We start from the raw sequence: 16,679 nt of genomic DNA on the forward strand, positions 1-16,679 counted from the left end.
CTCGGATTACGCGTCGGCAAGGGTGAGAAGTTCGCGCTTGACCACCTTGCCCACGTCGTTACGCGGTAGCCGCTCGACGAAGACCACCCGCACGGGCACGCGGTACGGCGTCAGTCGTTCACGGCACCAAGCGATCAACCCGTCCTCGCTGATCCCGTCGTCGGCGCGCACCACGAAAGCCCACGGAACCTCGCCGAGTCGTTCGTCGGGAACTCCGACCACGGCCGCCTCGCGCACGCGGTCGGCGGCCAGAAGCACCTCTTCGACGGTCCCGGGGAACACCTTGAGCCCGCCGCGGTTGATCATGTCCGACACGCGCCCGTCCAGCCACAGGAATCCGTCGTCGTCGAACCAACCGAGGTCGCCGGTGTGAAACCACCCGTCGTCGGTGAGCCTGTCGAGGAACGCGGGGTCGATCTTGCGGGCGGCCGTCGTTGGTGTGCGGACCATGACCTCGTCGTCCGCGATCGTGATGTCGATGCCCGGAAGCGGGCGTCCGACGGAGCCGAGTTTCGTCTCCCCCCATTCGCGGGCGTCGGCGGCCGACCATCCGACGACCTCGCCGCCGAGTTCGGTTTGGCCGTAGGAGTTCAGTACAAGCACACCGAACTTGTCGCGGAAGCGGGCTGCGTGGACGGGGGACAGGGGAGCGGTGATGGAGCGGACGATCTTCAGGGGGGCCAGGTCGGTGACCGAATCGTCGTGGAGCACCATCGTCAACGCGGCTGGTGGCAGGACGGTGGATCGCAGTTGGTGGCGCTTCACCAGCGCTGCGAAGTCCGCGGCCGAGAACTTGTCCATCAGCACGACACCGGAGCCCGCGCGAAAAGCGAACAGCACCTGGTAGATACCGGCCCACAACGACAGTGAGAGCGGTACCAGGTTCGGCATCGGCGGTGTGTTCCGGGGGCCACGGTTCGACCCGCGAAGTTTCTCCAGCAACCGGTCGATCAGGTCCAGCACCGTGGAGTGGCGCAGCGGCACCGGCTTCGGCGGGCCGGTCGTCCCCGAGGTGAACTGCAACAGCGCCACATCGGCGTCGTACCGCCGGGCCCCGTCGGCCGAGGTGGAGTGCGGCGCCAGTGACCACGCCAAGCTCGACCCGGTGACGACCGGCAACGCAAACTCCGAGAAGCGATGGGCCAGTTCGGGCGTCGTGATCACCGCGACCGGCTCGAGGGTTTCGAGCTGGGCGGCCACCTCAGCGTCGGCGGCCCGCGGGTTGAGCGGTGTGTAGACACCACCGGAGCGCCAGACACCGAACAGCGCCGCGACCGTGGTGGCGTCGTTGGGCAGCATCGCCGCGACCACCTGACCGGTCATCAGCCCGCCGTCAGTGAGAACCGCGGCCAGGCGGTCCGCACTCGCGATCAGGTCTGCCCGAGACACATCGGCGGCCAGGGTGTGTACCGCGACAGCGGGCAGATCGTCCAGCAGGTCGGAGAGGCTCACGAGTCCGGCTCCAGGGGCAGCCAGCGTGGTGTTCGCTTGTCGGCGAACGCTTTCGGACCCTCGTCCTGGTCCGGGTGGCCCCACATCGACGTCAGGTGTTTGGCCCCCTCGCGGCAAGCGTCGGTCAGTCCGTGCTCGAGCGCTCCCCAAAGTGCGCGTTTGGTGGCCCGCATCGCGGCGGGTGAGTTTCTGGCGATCTTCTCGGCGAGCTCTTGTGCGACATCGCGAAGCTTGTCGGGGGGATCGACGATCTGGCTGATCATGCCGAGCTCATATGCGCGCTGCGCGGTGAGCCGTTCGTGGCTGCCGACCAGCGCCATCCGCAACACCGCCTCGGCGGGCATCTTGCGCATCAGCGCGATCGTCTCCAGGGCGCTGACCTGACCGATGGATACGTGCGGGTCGACGAAGGTGGCATCCGACGCCGCGATGACGATGTCGGCGTCGGCGACCCAGTGCAGGCCGCCGCCGGCGCACACCCCGTTGACGGCGGTGATGACGGGTTTGCCCACATCGCAGTGCCAGCCGGTCAGGTTCAGGTCCAGCGACTGCATCGTTTCCTGGTACTGCTTGATTCCCTCGCCGTCGAGATCGTCGACGTCGGCACCGACCTGAAAGGCCCGGCCGTTGCCGGTGTGCACGATCACCCGCACGTCGGGATCGGTGTTCAACTCGGCCCACGCGGCGGGGAATTCCTTGCGCATCAGCGCGTCGTAGGCGTTGAGTCGGTCGGGCCGGTTGTTGATGATCCAGCCGACGGGACCGCGGCGTTCGACGATCAACCTCTGATAGCTCACGAAGCCTCCACCGGTTCGAGCGGTTGCCAGTCGGCCGGGCGCTTTTCCCGCCACGCCCGTACTCCCTCGGCGTGGTCGGGGTGGTTCCGCAACCGCCAGATCTCCTCTGTGGCCGCAGCCTTGGCCTCCGACAACCCGACTTCCAGTGAATGCCACAACGCCTTCTTGGTCGCCCTCATGGCGGTGGGCGAGTTGGTCGCGATCGCGGCCGCCAACTCGGCGGCCGCCGCCCGTAGCTCACCGGCCGCCACCACCTGCGAGACGATGCCCAACTCGTATGCGCGTTGAGCGGAGATCCGCTCACCCTTGCCGCTCAACGTCATTCGGGTGATTGCCTCCATCGGCGACTTCCGTAGCAGGGTGATCGCCTCATAGGCGACCGCCTGCCCCACCGAGACATGCGGGTCGACGAATGTCGCCTCCTCTGCCGCGATGACGATGTCGGCGTCGGCGACCAGATGTAAGCCTCCTCCCGCGCACACCCCGTTCACCGCCGCGATCACCGGCTTCCACACGCCGCAGTGCCACGAGGAGATCTTCAGCTCGGCGTCGCGGGTGCGGCGTGAATGACGTCGCATGGCCTGCTTGTCGCGCGCGACCTGAACCACATCCATGCCGGTGCAAAACGCCTTGCCATTCGCGACGTTGACGATCACGTGCACGTCGGGGTCGGCATCCAGCTGTGCCCACGCGGCCTCGAGTTCGTCGAGCATCAACGCATCGAAGGCGTTGCCTGCCTCGGGTCGATTCAGCACGAGCCACCCGATGCCGTCCGACGTGTCGACGATCAACCGCTCGTATTCGGTCAAGAGCGCGGAATCTCCTTCCAGGGTTTCCCTTTCCACGGATCCGGCTCCTTGGGTAGCCCGAGTACGCGCTCGCCGAGGATGTTCTTGTTGATGTCGGTGGTGCCACCCTCTGTGCCGTTGGCGAGGCTGCGCATCATGCCCTGCACCTCGCGGGGCATCGCATCCGGATCGTCGGTGGCGGCCCACGCCACTGCGGCGGTGCCCAGCAGGTCGACCATGAGATCCTGGATCTGCTGGTTGAGCGTGGCTTGGTGGACCTTGCCGATCGAGGAAGCCGCACCGGGGGATTGCCCGGCCGAGAGTGCCGCGCGGACACGGGCGTTGGTCCATCCTCGGATCTGTTCTTGAGCCCAGAGCCGCATGATCTTGTTGCGTGTCACGGGGTCGTCCCACCGGCCGGTTTCCCTGGCCAATGAGATCAGTCGCTCCGCACTGGACCCGCCGAGCCGGCCCATGCCGCCCGATCCGGAGCCCGACACCATCTGGCGTTCACTCGACAGGGTGGAGGCGCTGACCCGCCATCCGTCGTTGACTTCTCCGACCCGGTGGGCGTCCCGCACCCGCGCGCCGTCGAGGAAGACCTCGTTGAATTCCGCCTCACCGGTGATCTGGCGCAGCGGGCGCACCTCGACGCCGGGTTGGTGCATGTCGAGCAGGAAGTACGTGATGCCTTTGTGTTTCGGCTGATCGGGATCGGTGCGGGCGAGCAGGATCGCGAAGTCCGCCTCATCCGCCCAGGTCGTCCACACCTTCTGTCCGGAGATCACCCACTGGTCGCCGTCGCGCACCGCCCGGGTCGCCAAGGACGCGAGATCCGAGCCCGCGCCGGGCTCGCTGAAGAGCTGACACCACTTCTCCTCGTTTCGCACGATGGGCGGTAGGAAGCGTCGCCGTTGCTCTTCGGTTCCGTGGCTGAACAGCGCAGCGGCGGCGTTGTTGAGGCCCAACGGATTGAGCCGGGTCAGCCGCAGCGGCGCGAGCACGCTCTCGATCGCGCGAGCCACGTCGTTGCCGATACCGAGGCCGCCGTGTTCGGGGCGCCAGGTCGGCGCCACCAGGCCGCTTCGGGCAAAGGTCGGATACCACCGCCGGTAGTCGGCGGGGCTCCGCGCGGCTCTCAGGGCGGCGGGGCCCTCGGCCGCCGCTGCGCGCCATTCGGTCGGCACCTCCGCCTGCACCCAATGCCGCACCACCTCGACGGCGTCGTCGGCGGCGGTTTCCGCGGTGATCGGTAGTGCTGTCATGTTCGCCTCAACGACCCTTGAACTCCGCGGGTCGCTTGTCCCGGAAGGCGGCCAGGCCCTCCTTGAAATCTTCGCTGCGACTCGATAATTCGAGGGCCATCGCCTCGTTCTGCAGATGGCGGTCGAGATCCAGACCGTTGCCGCTGTGCAGCAGCCACTTGGTGAGGCCGAGCGCCACCGTGGGTGCGGTGGCGAGCCGGCTGACGAGATCCGTCGCCGAACCCTCGAGTTCAGCCTCCGGCCAGGCCCCATGGATGATGCCCCATTGCGCGGCGGTGGTCCCCGACAGTTCTTCGCCGAGCATCAAAAGCTGGCGTGTGCGAACCATTCCGACGAGTCGTGGCAGCAACCAGGCCGCACCGCTGTCGGGCGTAAAACCGCGCGCCATGAACGGTTCCCAGAACACCGCGTCGGAAGCTGCGACGCAGAAATCGGACGCCAAGGCGAGGTGGAAACCCAGGCCGGCCGCCCAGCCGCGAACGACAGCGACGACGGGCACCTGAGTTTCGAGCAGCAAGGGAATGAGCCGGTTGGCCTTATTGGGCAGGCGCCGCTGCGTGCTTCCTACGCGCGGTTTGCGCTCGGACTTCGCGTTGTTGGCCACCAGATCCGATCCCGCACAGAAGTCCGGACCTTCGGCGTCGATGCGGATGACGCGAACCGATTCGTCGGTGCCGCACCGGGCCAGGTGCCCGATCATCGCGTCGAGCATGGTGTCGTTGACCGCGTTGCGGCGTGCCGCCCGGTCCAGGGTCAGCCGCAGAACCGGGCCCTGTTGCTCGGCCCGGAGTCCGGGAACGTTCGGATACGTCACGGCCGGCTCAATGTTCGGCGAATCGGTTTGAGACGGCCACCAGCAGATCGGCGAGGTCGGTCGCCCCGCCGGGGGGTTCCGGCAGGCGTACGGGGCCCCGCTGCCTGCTGGGCAACAGGATCGTGGCGTGTCCCGGCGTCGTGACTTGGCCGCGGTGATTGGTCGCCGCAAGGTCCAGGTCCACCGCCGGACGGTCGCCGTCGGCCAGGTACTTGCGGGTGACGGTGCCGGTGACGGTGTGCAGATCGCCCACGTAGTTGAACAACCGGAATTCACAATCCAGTTTCCACAGCCAGGCATCGTCGCCCATCCAGTCGGTGCACAGATGGATGAGCCACGTCTCGCGCATGCGACCGTAGTCGAATGTCGTCGGGTTGCCCGCGTTGCGCGCGGCGCTCGGGTCCCAGTGCACACGCTGTTGGACGTCGGGGATGCCGTGCTCGTTGGGTGTGTAGAACCGCGGAATCCGTTGCTTGTTCTGCCAGGCCAGCCTCAGGGGTCGCACGCCGTACATGCCCATGCCCATCCCGACGTGCCAGCACACCATGTCGGTGACGGTGAGCGGACCCTTGGTGAGCGGGCCGATCTCGTCGCCCTCGGCGACGTCCTCCCACCAACGCGGTTCGGCGCCTCGGGGCGCCTCGCGGGCGTACCGCGCGTCGATCTCGGCGATCTCGTCGGCGCTCCACGTTTTGACGTCCACGTCTTCGTACTTCTTGCGTCCCCTGGCCTTGCTGCGTTCGGTGCGGATCATGTTCCGGTACTGGCCGCCGAGGATGACGCCGACATCGTCGGAGAACACCTGCGCCGACCATTCGTGCACGGCCCGGGCGGCGAACTCGCTGCTCTTGTCCAGCGCGGCGACGAGGGCGTTGCGCCGGAAGACTCGCCGGTTCGCGCGCAGCGGCGCCCACCACTCGCGCGACGACCCGCCATAGAAGGCGTGAACACCGCGCAGCGGGTCACCGGTGGTCAGCTCCCTGTCCTCCTGGGTGAGTTCGGTGACCTCGTCCTCGCCGATCAACGTGTCGCCGCCGATCAGCGCGGGTGGCGCGATCGGTTCACCCCAGACCGACTTCGTCGCATACTCGGGATCGCACCACAGCGGGTTCGCGTCGCCGTAGCTTTCCGCCACGATCCGGAACGTGTCCTCGTTGGGCCGGCGGTAATGCGGGGGCTGGGTGTGGGGGACGGCGACGCCGATGCGGGCGCGCAGCCTGGCCAAACCCTCATCGGTGATTTGGCCCGTTGCCGAGGACTGGGTCACGCATGCCTCCTCAGTTCGGGCCTCCTCAGTTCGGCACATATTGTCCCGGGGACGTCGGCGGAAATTAAGATACCCGAAAAACGGAAACGTCGTTAACGCAGGGGTGAGCGAGTTGACTCAAGAGCGGTCGGGCATCGAGAGCGCGGTCGGATCCGATGGTGTCTGCCGGATCACCATCGACCGTGCTGATGCCGCAAACTCGTTGTCCCCGTTGGCACGTGAAGCTCTCACGGACGCATTCGAAAAGGCCGACGACGATCCTTCGGTGCGTAGCGTGTTGCTGCGGGCGACGGGGGACCGGCACTTCTGCTCGGGTGCGGGGTTGGGCCCGCAATCGGCGCAGCCCACCGTGGAGAAGAAGCCCGGAGACGTCGCTTTGATGCTGCAGAAGGGTTATCAGCGACTGATCTCCGCGGTGCTCGATTGTGACAAGCCGGTCGTCGCCGCGGTCAAGGGTGTGGCGGCGGGTGCCGGCGCAAGCCTGATGCTCGCCTGCGATCTGGTCGTCATGTCCACCGACGCGCGGCTGGTGGAGGCATTCGTGCATCGTGGCATCCTGCCGGACGCGGGCGCGATTCATCTGCTGACCAGGATTGTCGGGCTGCGCAAAGCCACCGAACTCCTGATGCTCGGAGAACCCGTCGACGCCGCGACCTGCGAGCGCCTCACGTTGGTGAACCGTGTCGTGGCGCCGGAGGAGACCGACGCGGTCGCCGAGGAACTGGCCCGCCGCCTGGCCGCGGGCCCTACCGTCATGCTGGCACTGACCAAGCGCCTGTTGTCCGTGTCGTCGGAATCGGGCCGCGACCGGGCCTTCGAGCAGGAGGCATGGGCGCAGGAGGTGGTGTCGTGGACCGCCGACCTGCAGGAGGGTCTGCGGTCATTCGCCGAGCGCCGACCGCCGAACTTTCAGGGCCGGTGACGGTCACCCGTTCGCCGGACCGCCACGGATGGTGAAGGTCGCGCTGTCGTCGATCTCGTCAATCGTCTCTGCCACCAATTCGGCTGTGAGTGAGCGGTTCTCGATCCCCTTGGTGACACCGATGAACACCCGCGACACCTTGCCCGCGCCCACAGAATAGATGTGAGCGGTGCGATCGCAATCCCGGTGCGACAGATAGACCACCACGGGCGTCACCAACTCCGGGTCCATCGCCTTGCCCGCCTCACCCATGATGTCCTCGGTCATCCGGGTTCGAGCGATCGGCGCGACGGCGTTGATGGCGATGCCGTTTCGCGCACCCTCGATCGCCAGCACATGCATCATCCCGACCAGCCCCATCTTCGCCGCACCGTAATTGGCCTGCCCGAAGTTGCCGAAAAGGCCTGTACCAGAGGTGGTTTGAACTATTCGCCCATAGTTCTGCTCGCGCATGATGGGCCACGCGGCGCGGGTCACGTTGAAAGCGCCGGTCAGGTGGACCGAGATCACCGCGTCGACCTGCTCGGCGGTCATGTTCTTGAACGCCGCATCGCGCAGGATGCCCGCGTTGTTGACGAGGATGTCGAGCCGTCCGAAGGCGTCCATCGCCGCCGCGATGATCGCCGCACCACCGTCCTCCGTCGCGACTGAGTCGCCGTTGGCGATCGCGGTGCCGCCCGCGGCGGTGATCTCGTCGACGACCGCCTGCGCCGCCGAGATCGAGGCGCCTTGCCCGTCGACGGCGGTGCCGAGATCGTTGACCACGACGCGGGCGCCGCGGCGGGCGAGTTCGAGTGCGTGACAGCGGCCGAGCCCTCCGCCCGCACCGGTGACAACGGCAACCTGATCATCGAAGGTCAATGTCGATGAGCGCTCGCGCGAAGAGTATTGATCTGTCGCCATGCTTGAGAGGTTACATTTACGTTGACGAGAATCGGTATTTGCATCGGAGGACACCATGAGTGCGGCCACCGAGCTGCTGCGACACGCGCGGGAACGGGCGGGCGGTCTCAGGGCCCGCTACCGTGCCGCCGGCGTCTGGTCGGACCGGCCGCTCGACGTCGTGCGCTCGGCCGCCCAGCGGTATCCGACACGACCGGCGCTGATAGATCGCGCTACCGAAATCACCTACGCGGCACTGGATGAGCAGGTCGATCAGGCGGCCCGTGCGCTTCGCGACGCCGGTGTCGGCGCGGCGACACCCGTCGTGGCTGTGGTCGGCAACGACATCGGCTCGGTCATCGCCGTACACGCCGCCATCCGCGTCGACGCGGTCGTACTGCTCGTGCCGCGCAGCGCGGGCGCGACACAGGTCGCCGACATCGTGGCCCGCACCGGGGCCCCGTTCGGCCTGGCCCCGCACTGGCCTCCGGCGGGCGACGCAGCCTTGCGGGACGCGTGTGCCTGGATCGACGTCTTTCGCACCTCGGAGGCATCGGTAAGCGACGGGCCCAAGCGTCCCGCCGACGAGCCGTCCTTCGTTCTCTACACCTCCGGCACGACGTCTCGACCGAAGGGCGTCGTCCATTCGCTGAGCACGCTCACCAAGGCATCGGCCAACTACATCGCCGCCGCCGGACTGGGTGGGGACGACCGCATCTTCCTCATCAGCCCGCTCGCCTCGGTGACGGGCGTGCTGCAGGCGCTGTTCATCGGACCCATGCTCGCCATACCGGTGGTGCTCGAGGATCGCTGGGATCCCGACGCGACGTGTGAACTTCTGTTGTCTTCCGGCGCAACGTGGTACGGCGGTCCGGACCGGCTGCTCGACCGGCTGCTCGACGAAGCGGTCGCCAGGGGAAGCGTCGTGCCACTGCGGGCGGTGTATCTCGGTGGCACGATGCTCGACAGGCGCATCGTCGAACGAGTCGAGGACGATTTCGGCATCGTCGTGATGCGGGCGTACGGATCGTCGGAAGTGCCGGTCAGTACATCGGGGCTGCGCACCGAGAGCAAGGCGGTGCGGCACGCGGATGACGGTGTGGCGCTGCAGGACGTCGACGTGCGGGTGGGATCGGCGGCGGACCCGGGCGAGTGTTGTATCAAGGGCCCGCACGCCTTCCTCGGTTACACAGACACCGAGGACGATCTGAACGCGTTCGACGGGGAATGGTTCCGAACCGGCGACGTCGCCGAGGTCAGCGACCACCGCCTGAGGATCGTGGGGCGGATCAAAGACATCGTCATCCGCAACGGGATGAAGATCCCCGCGGCGGAAGTCGAGGAGGCGGTAGCGCGGATCCCCGGTGTGCGAGAGTGTGCGGCTTACTCGGTTGCCGACGCGACCACCGGTGAACGGCTGGCGGTGGCCATGGTGCTCGACGACGGCGTCGAGATGTCGCTCTCCGACGTGGCGGATGCCCTCGTCGGGGGCGGAATGCCAAAGTACAAGCTGCCCGAGGAGCTGGTGTTCTGGGATGAACCCCTGCCGCTCAACGCCAACGGCAAGGTGCCACGCAACACCCTCGAGGCACGTTCGGCGGGAAGGCCGCGGGTACTCGCCGACCGCCTCACCGTTGCCGGTTGAACCGACCGCCGTTCGTCAATCGCCGGTTGTGCCACTGACGTTGGCGGTGGCCTTCTTCATCTGAGCCTGCCAGTCCGACGCGTCGCCGGTCTTTTCCTTCTTCGACAGGGCTTGGATGGAGACGTCGTGGCCTTCGGCGGCCTTGCGCAGGGCACCCACGGTGGCCTGTTCGCGCGTCATATGGGTGAACGGGTCCCAGTGATACCAGCGCATCGCGTTCTGGTAGGTCATCTTGTTGATCTCGTCGTCGGGCACATTGTTGGCGGTGAGTACCTCGTCGAGCTGCTCGGGAGCTCCGGGCCACATCGAGTCGCTGTGCGGGTAATCGGCCTCCCAGCAGATGTTGTCGATGCCGATCGCATTGCGGGTGGCCACCCCCACCGGATCGGCGATGAAACAGGTCAAGAAGTGCTCACGGAACACCTCACTGGGCAGCTTGCCCCCGAAGTCCTGACCCGTCCACGTCGAATGCATCTCAAAGGTGCGATCCACCCGCTCCAAAAAGTACGGAATCCACCCCGTACCGCCTTCAGACAGCGCGATCCGCAGCGTCGGGTACTCCTTGATCGGGCGCGACCACAACAAGTCGGCCGCGGCTTGCACGATGTTCATCGGCTGCAAGGTGATCATCACATCCATCGGCGCATCCGGGGCGGTGATCGCCAACCGGCCCGACGAACCGATGTGCACGTTGAGCACGGTTTCGGTGTCCACCAGCGCATCCCACATCGGCTTCCAATGCTCGAAATCATGGAAACTGGGATAGCCCATGGCCGCCGGGTTCTCGGTGAACGTCAACGAATGCACACCGCGCTCAGCGTTGCGCCGGATCTCCTTGGCGCACTCCACCGGATCCCAGATCACCGGCAGCGTCATCGGGATGAACCGCGCCGGATAGGCCCCACACCACTCCTCGACGTGCCAGTCGTTGTAGGCCTTCACCAATGCCAGCGAGAACTCCTGATCCTCAGTGGCAAACAGCCGACCCGCAAAACCGGGAAACGACGGAAAACACATCGACCCCAAAATGCCGCCGGCGTTCATGTCCTTGACCCGCTCATCAACCTGCCAACAGCCAGGCCGGATCTCATCCAGACCCTGCGGCTCCAGCCCGTACTCCTCCTTCGGGCGCCCCGCCACCGCATTGAGCGCCACATTCGGAATCACCGTGTCGCGGAACTGCCAGGTATCCGACCCATCCGGGTTGTGCACCAACCGCGGCGCCTCATCGATGTACTTCTTGGGCAGATGATTCTTGAACATATCGGGCGGTTCGACGATGTGATCATCAACGCTGATCAAGATCATCTCGTCCTTGTTCATTTCCGGTTCCTCTCTGTGCTTTCATGCGCCGGTCGAAAAACCGGTACGACGAATCCGTCGTCGTCCTCGCGGAAGCCGATCTCCAGTTCCATACCCGCACTGAGCCGCTCGGTCGGGCAGTCGACGATCTGAGTCATCAGGCGCGGCCCCTCCTCGAGGTCGACCATCGCCACGATGTAAGGCACGGTGTCGAACGGCGCGGCGTTCTGGTGGATGACGCTCCACGTGTAGAGCCGCGACCGTCCGGTGGCAGGCGTGAGACGCACGTCCTCACTCCAGCAGTGAGGGCAGAACGGGCGGACGTACAACGAGTTTCGGCCGCAGGAGCCGCATTTGTTGACCATCAGCGTGCGATCCTGCACCGCCGCCCACCAGCTTTCGCTGTCGGCATCGATGGTCGGCCGGTTCGGACCGCTGGGTGACTGCATCACTGCCTCCCGAGGATCATCGTCGCGCTGTGGGTGAAGAACCCGCCCATCGCGTGCACGCACGCCAGCCGCGCACCCTCGACCTGTCGTTGGCCGCATTCGCCGCGCAGTTGCCGAACCGCTTCGACCATCAGGAACATTCCGCGCATCCCCGGATGACATGACGCCAACCCGCCGCCGTCGGTGTTGGTGGGCAGCGCGCCGCCCGGACGGAGCGCACCGGAGCCGATGAACGGACCACCCTCGCCCTTGGCGCAGAACCCGAGGTCTTCGACCGTCAGCAGGACGGTCGAGGTGAACGAGTCGTAGAGCTGACAGACGTCGATGTCGGCCGCGGTCACCCCCGCCTGCGCGAAGGCGAGCGGACCCGTTTGTGCGGCCGCCGATGTCGTGAAGTCGGGCCATTCGCTCATGCTCACGTGCGAGGCGGCGTCGGCCGCGCCGAGAATCCAAATCGGTTCCTTCGCACAGTCCTTGGCCACCCGCTCGCTGGCGAGCACGACCGCACCACCTCCGTCGGTCCGCAGACACACATGTTTGGAGGTGAACGGCTCGGCGAGCATTGGTGCCGCGGCGACATCCGCCGTGGTGATCCGGTCGCGCTCGAAGGCGTTCTCGTTCATTGCCGCCCACTCGTGGGCGGCGACGGCGACCTCGGCCAATTGTTCCTCTGTCGTCCCGTACTCGATCATGTGGCGCCTGGCCGCCATCGCGTACTTGGCGATCAGCGTGGCGCCGTAGGGCGCTTCGAACTGCATCGCGCCGCCGGTGCTCAGCGCTGCGGCCGAGGCCCGCAACCGGCGTTTGACGTCGGAGCGTGCGGTCGAACCGTAGGTCAGCAGGGCGACGTCGATCTCGCCCGCCGCGATGGCCGCTGCCGCGTGCCGTCCCATGACCTCCCATGAGGAACCGCCGACATTGGTCGCGTCGACCCAGGTCGGTCGCAGGCCCAGGTACTCGCTCACCTCGATGGGCGGCAACAGTGTTCCGTGGCCGCCGAAGCCGTCGATGTCGTCTTTCGTGAGGCCGGCGTCTGCGACGGCGCGCCGGGCGGCCTGCGCCATCAGCGCCATCGCCGTCTTGTCGGGCACCCGGCCGCAATCGGACAACGCGGCGCCGACGACCGCGACCCGGTTCTCGGACATACGTAATGGTTACCACAGGCGAGAATGACGTTGCCCAGATAGTGGAATCATGGTTCTCGCTCGGTTACCGTGAGTGAGTGCCGGGACCGCTGCGGGATGCGCTGAAGGGCGATCGCCTGGTGTTGTGCCTGGCGTTGTTGAATGCCCGCACCCCCGATGTCCCGGCGATCGCGGCGGCCTGCGGATACGACGCCGTCTATGTCGATCTCGAGCACACCGCCTGCTCGCTCGAAACGGCCGGGATGCTCTGCGTGGCCGCGCTCGGCGCCGGTATCTCCGGCCTCGTACGGGTACCGTCGCACGACCCTTCCGTGATCGCGCGTGTGCTCGACGCTGGAGCTGTGGGAGTGATTGTGCCGCACGTGAACTCGGCGCAGGAAGCGCAGGGGGTCGTCGACGCCGCTCGCTACCCACCCGTCGGCCATCGGTCCATCTCCGGGCCCAACGCGGTGAGTGGCTACGCACCTCGTCCCGCCGCCGAACTCACGGCCGAACTCGAGCGCCACACCGTGGTGGCGGTGATGATCGAGACACCCGACGCGGTAGCGGTGTCCGATGAGATCGCGGCCGTCGAAGGGGTTGACATGGTGCTCCTGGGGCCCAGCGACCTGACGGCCGAGATGGGCATCCACGGCCAATATGAGAATGAGCATTTTCACCGTGCAGTAGACTCTGTCGCAGCGGCCTGTCGTGCACACGGCGTGGCGCTGGGAGTGGCCGGGATCAAGTCCGTTGACCTGCTGGAACGCTTTGCAGGGCTGGGGTTGCGATTCATTTCGGCGGGTACCGACGTCGGAATGATGACCGAGGCCGCCGCTGCCCGCGCGCATGCCCTGCGTGAGCTCGAGAGGCGTGCTGCGAGCCGATAACCGAGAGCCTCGTCACGACAACAGGAGGACGGATGCCCACCGCGATCTACACCGAGCAAGTCAGCGATCCGATGGCATGGACCGGTGCCGACTTCAGCAGCAAGGAGGACTTCGCGTTCGACCTGACGTCTCGCAATGTGGCGGCGCTGGAATCAGTTCTGGCAAAGACCGCCCACAAGGATCGTGACGACATCACGCCCGAGGATGCCCGGCACCCGGACCTCGACGAGGACCTCGCGCGGCTGTATCGGGAGCTGATGTTCGGGCGGGGGCTGGCGTGTGTGCGCGGTTTCCCCGTCGAGCAGCACTCGATCGAGGACCTGGAACGCATCTACTGGGCGTTCTGCACTCACCTCGGTTATCTGGTGTCCAACAACTCCTTCGGCCACCGCATGGTGCGCGTACAAGAGGAGGTGCTGCCCAACGGTGTACAACCGGCGCGTGGCACCAAGTCCCGAGCCGAGCTGGCGATGCACAACGATGCGGCGGACATTCTGTCGCTGCTCTGCGTGTACCCCGCCGCCGAGGGTGGCGAGAGCCAGTTCGCCAGCGGCCCTGCAGCGCACAACCGGATGCTCACCGAGCGCCCCGACCTGCTCCCGGTGCTCTACCAGGGATTCCCGCACCACCGGCGCAGCGAGCAACCCGACGATCAACCTGACGTGACGCCTTATGACGTGCCGGTCTTCTCCCAGATCGACGGTCGTATCTGCATCAACTTCACCTACAGCAGTATCCTGCCGGCGATGCACACCCTCGGCCGGGAGTTCACCCCCGAACAAAACGAGGCCATCGAGTTGTTGCGCAACATCCTGGTCGAACAGCAGGTCGAGTTCCGCCTGGAATCCGGTGAGGCCGCCGTCGCCAACAACTTCGCGATGTGTCACTCCCGCTCGGACTTCGTCAGCAGCACCGACCCCAAGAAGGCCCGGTGCTTCCTGCGGGCGTGGATGGAGGTTCCGCGCGAGGATCGCCGCCTGCCCCTCGGGCGGGAGTACTTCCACATGGAGAACAAAGATCTGCGCCTGGGCTATGACCCCGTTCCCGGGCGGGACGGCACGATCGCACGCAATGACTACAAGAACGTCGACCCCGCACTGGCCGACATGTTCAAGGCGGCGCAGGCGAAGCCCAAAATCAAGCGATGACCACCCGTCCGCGACTGGTCTACGAGAGGTGGACCGATCAGGTCGCAGGAGACATCCTGGCGGAGACCGACATCGAGGTCGTCAAGCTCGACCTCCAAGCGCCTGACGAACAAGGCTGGGCGGCACTGGAATCGGCACACGGATATCAGGTCGCCACCCGAACGGACGTCGCCTCGATCGGCGACGGTACGCAGTGGCTGGCCGGGCAGGCTCTGGTGAATCGCTGCCCGCAGTTGCTTGCCGTGTGTTCGGCGGGGGCGGGCTATGACGTGATCGACGTCGAGGCGTGCACCCGCGCGGGGGTTGCGGTGTGCAACAACTCCGGTCCCGGCGCCGAAGCGGTGGCCGAACATGCGCTGGGACTCATGCTGGACCTGGCCAAGAAGATCACCGCCGCCGACCGGGCGCTGCGCAGCGGTCCGCTCGGAGATCGATTGGCGTTGCGGGGCACTCAGCTGTTCGGGAAGACTCTCGGTGTGGTCGGGTTGGGCGCCATCGGTGGACGGCTCGTTGAGTTGTGTGCCCCGTTCGGTATGGAGGTCCTGGTTTTCGACCCCTACGTCGACGACACCACCGCCGGCTCCCGAGGCGCGGTTCGGGTGGACCTATCCGAACTGGTCGAACGATCGGACTTCATTCAGGTCACGTGCCCGTTGACCGCCGAGACTCGAGGGTTGTTCGAGGCCAAGCAGTTTGCTGCGATGAAGCCGACCGCGTACTTCATCACCACCGCACGTGGCCCGGTCCACGATGAAGCGGCCCTCTATGACGCCTTGGCCGCCGGCCGGATCGCCGGGGCGGGGCTCGACGTGTTCCACGAGGAGCCGCCGAGACACGACAACCCGCTGCTGCGACTCGACAATGTGGTCGCCACACCGCATGTCGCGGGCATCACCGCCGAGGCGGCCCGCGACATCGCGGTCGCCACCGCCACCCAGTGGCAGACGATCTTCGCCGGAGACATGCCACCGCGGCTACTCAACCCGGAAGTGTGGCCGCGCTACTGCGACCGGTTCGAAGAGATCCTGGGCGTTCGGCCGACCGCCCGCGACACGGCAGCTGTGGAGTGAGATGAGCGATTACGACACCGTCACGTTCGAGGTCAGCGGTCACACCGCGTGTGTGACGTTGAACCGGCCCGAGGTGCTCAACGCGATCAACGACGAGATGATCGCCGAACTCGCCGAGGTGTACTCCGAAATCGAACGTTCGCAGGACATCTGGACCGTGATCATCACCGGTGCCGGCCGCGCGCTGTGCGTTGGAGCCGACGTCAACAAGGCCGCCGACCACGACATGGAGAACGCGGCGGGTATCGACAACCAGGGCGAGCCCATCCTCAGCTCGATGCGCCAATGGGACGCGCCGCAGGAGGCGACACCCCCGTGGCTGCAGATGACCAAGCCGATCATCTGCGCCGTCAACGGCATTGCGTGTGGTGCGGGTATGGATCTCGTCACCACGGCCGACATCACGATCGCCTCCGAACGCGCGACGCTGATGGACCCGCACGTGAGCATCGGCGTCACCTCCGGGCGCGAGGGGGTCCGGCTGGCCCGGATCCTGCCACTGCCCGTCGCCATGCGGTTGATCCTGATGGGCAGGCACGAGCAACTCGACGCACAGCGCGCCTACGACCTCGGCGTCTTCACCGAAGTGGTGGCCCACGAGACGCTCATGGACCGCGCGTGGGAGGTCGCCGAGATCGTGAATTCCAATGCGCCCCTGGCGGTGCGGGGTTCGCGGATGGCGGTGCGCAAGGGCCTTACACTGCCGATCTACGAAGCGGAACTGCTCGCCGAGAACTACCGGATGAAGGTGGCCCTGACCAAGGACGCGATCGAGGGTCCGCGCGCCTTCCTGGAGAAGCGCAAACCCAACTGGCAAGCGCGCTAGCCTGTCCCCAGATGCTCCGACCGTGCGATCTCATACGG

16 protein-coding genes are annotated in these 16,679 nt (G+C 66.4%); 6 read left to right on the forward strand and 10 right to left on the reverse strand.

All coding sequences use genetic code 11. From position 1 onward, the window contains the following. Window positions 1-6 precede the first annotated feature (6 nt). The 6 genes from AU072_RS11805 to AU072_RS11830 are packed head-to-tail and all read right to left on the reverse strand — an operon-like array spanning window position 7 to window position 6,383. Window positions 7-1,452: a class I adenylate-forming enzyme family protein gene (locus tag AU072_RS11805; RefSeq protein WP_064413939.1), complete on the reverse strand. Its 1,446-nt coding sequence runs from the start codon at window positions 1,450-1,452 to the stop codon at window positions 7-9. Beyond that, window positions 1,449-2,249 (reverse strand): enoyl-CoA hydratase/isomerase family protein, encoded by an 801-nt coding sequence (locus AU072_RS11810; protein ID WP_064413940.1) that lies wholly within the window; start codon window positions 2,247-2,249, stop codon window positions 1,449-1,451. Before AU072_RS11810 ends, AU072_RS11805 begins: the two co-directional genes overlap by 4 nt. Continuing rightward, window positions 2,246-3,058, reverse strand: a complete 813-nt coding sequence (locus AU072_RS11815) for an enoyl-CoA hydratase/isomerase family protein (RefSeq protein ID WP_064413941.1) — start codon at window positions 3,056-3,058, stop codon at window positions 2,246-2,248. The genes AU072_RS11810 and AU072_RS11815 overlap by 4 nt, the downstream gene beginning before the upstream one ends. Further along, window positions 3,055-4,302: an acyl-CoA dehydrogenase family protein gene (locus tag AU072_RS11820; protein WP_064413942.1), complete on the reverse strand. Its 1,248-nt coding sequence runs from the start codon at window positions 4,300-4,302 to the stop codon at window positions 3,055-3,057. The genes AU072_RS11815 and AU072_RS11820 overlap by 4 nt, the downstream gene beginning before the upstream one ends. A 7-nt stretch (window positions 4,303-4,309) precedes the next feature. Continuing rightward, on the reverse strand, window positions 4,310-5,116 hold the full coding sequence (locus AU072_RS11825) for an enoyl-CoA hydratase/isomerase family protein (RefSeq protein ID WP_064413943.1): 807 nt from the start codon (window positions 5,114-5,116) through the stop codon (window positions 4,310-4,312). Between the two features lie 7 nt (window positions 5,117-5,123). Beyond that, on the reverse strand, window positions 5,124-6,383 hold the full coding sequence (locus AU072_RS11830) for a hotdog family protein (protein ID WP_235629885.1): 1,260 nt from the start codon (window positions 6,381-6,383) through the stop codon (window positions 5,124-5,126). 112 nt (window positions 6,384-6,495) lie between these two features. Between AU072_RS11830 and AU072_RS11835 the strand changes: the two genes are divergently transcribed. Then, window positions 6,496-7,305 carry an enoyl-CoA hydratase/isomerase family protein gene (locus AU072_RS11835; RefSeq protein WP_407937602.1) on the forward strand — a complete coding sequence of 270 codons (810 nt, stop codon included), beginning with the start codon at window positions 6,496-6,498 and terminating at the stop codon, window positions 7,303-7,305. A gap of 3 nt (window positions 7,306-7,308) precedes the next feature. On the opposite strand, the gene AU072_RS11840 is transcribed toward AU072_RS11835, so the two are convergent. After that, window positions 7,309-8,208, reverse strand: coding sequence for an SDR family NAD(P)-dependent oxidoreductase (locus tag AU072_RS11840; RefSeq protein ID WP_064413946.1), 900 nt, complete (start codon window positions 8,206-8,208; stop codon window positions 7,309-7,311). Between the two features lie 55 nt (window positions 8,209-8,263). Here AU072_RS11840 and AU072_RS11845 point away from each other — a divergent pair, with 55 nt between their 5' ends. Next, complete coding sequence (locus AU072_RS11845) at window positions 8,264-9,832, forward strand: class I adenylate-forming enzyme family protein (protein WP_064413947.1); 1,569 nt, start codon at window positions 8,264-8,266, stop codon at window positions 9,830-9,832. Between the two features lie 15 nt (window positions 9,833-9,847). On the opposite strand, the gene AU072_RS11850 is transcribed toward AU072_RS11845, so the two are convergent. The 3 genes from AU072_RS11850 to AU072_RS11860 are packed head-to-tail and all read right to left on the reverse strand — an operon-like array spanning window position 9,848 to window position 12,728. Next, complete coding sequence (locus AU072_RS11850; RefSeq protein WP_064413948.1) at window positions 9,848-11,155, reverse strand: amidohydrolase family protein; 1,308 nt, start codon at window positions 11,153-11,155, stop codon at window positions 9,848-9,850. After that, window positions 11,152-11,583, reverse strand: coding sequence for a Zn-ribbon domain-containing OB-fold protein (locus AU072_RS11855; protein ID WP_064413949.1), 432 nt, complete (start codon window positions 11,581-11,583; stop codon window positions 11,152-11,154). The genes AU072_RS11850 and AU072_RS11855 overlap by 4 nt, the downstream gene beginning before the upstream one ends. Beyond that, a complete protein-coding gene (locus tag AU072_RS11860; RefSeq protein WP_064413950.1) occupies window positions 11,583-12,728 on the reverse strand; it encodes an acetyl-CoA acetyltransferase in 1,146 nt (381 codons plus the stop codon). The genes AU072_RS11855 and AU072_RS11860 overlap by 1 nt, the downstream gene beginning before the upstream one ends. Window positions 12,729-12,805: 77 nt before the next feature. On the opposite strand from AU072_RS11860, the gene AU072_RS11865 reads away from it, so the two are divergent. The 4 genes from AU072_RS11865 to AU072_RS11880 are packed head-to-tail and all read left to right on the forward strand — an operon-like array spanning window position 12,806 to window position 16,641. Continuing rightward, window positions 12,806-13,597 carry an HpcH/HpaI aldolase family protein gene (locus tag AU072_RS11865; RefSeq protein ID WP_120270977.1) on the forward strand — a complete coding sequence of 264 codons (792 nt, stop codon included), beginning with the start codon at window positions 12,806-12,808 and terminating at the stop codon, window positions 13,595-13,597. A 32-nt stretch (window positions 13,598-13,629) separates the two neighbouring features. Beyond that, a complete protein-coding gene (locus AU072_RS11870; protein ID WP_064413951.1) occupies window positions 13,630-14,745 on the forward strand; it encodes a TauD/TfdA family dioxygenase in 1,116 nt (371 codons plus the stop codon). After that, window positions 14,742-15,815, forward strand: a complete 1,074-nt coding sequence (locus AU072_RS11875; protein WP_064413952.1) for a hydroxyacid dehydrogenase — start codon at window positions 14,742-14,744, stop codon at window positions 15,813-15,815. The genes AU072_RS11870 and AU072_RS11875 overlap by 4 nt, the downstream gene beginning before the upstream one ends. A gap of 1 nt (window position 15,816) precedes the next feature. Beyond that, window positions 15,817-16,641, forward strand: coding sequence for an enoyl-CoA hydratase/isomerase family protein (locus tag AU072_RS11880; protein ID WP_064413953.1), 825 nt, complete (start codon window positions 15,817-15,819; stop codon window positions 16,639-16,641). The last annotated feature ends 38 nt before the right edge of the window (window positions 16,642-16,679 follow it).

Source organism: Mycolicibacterium novocastrense, from assembly GCF_001499835.1.
In the GTDB taxonomy this organism is placed as follows: Bacteria; Actinomycetota; Actinomycetes; order Mycobacteriales; family Mycobacteriaceae; genus Mycobacterium; species Mycobacterium novocastrense.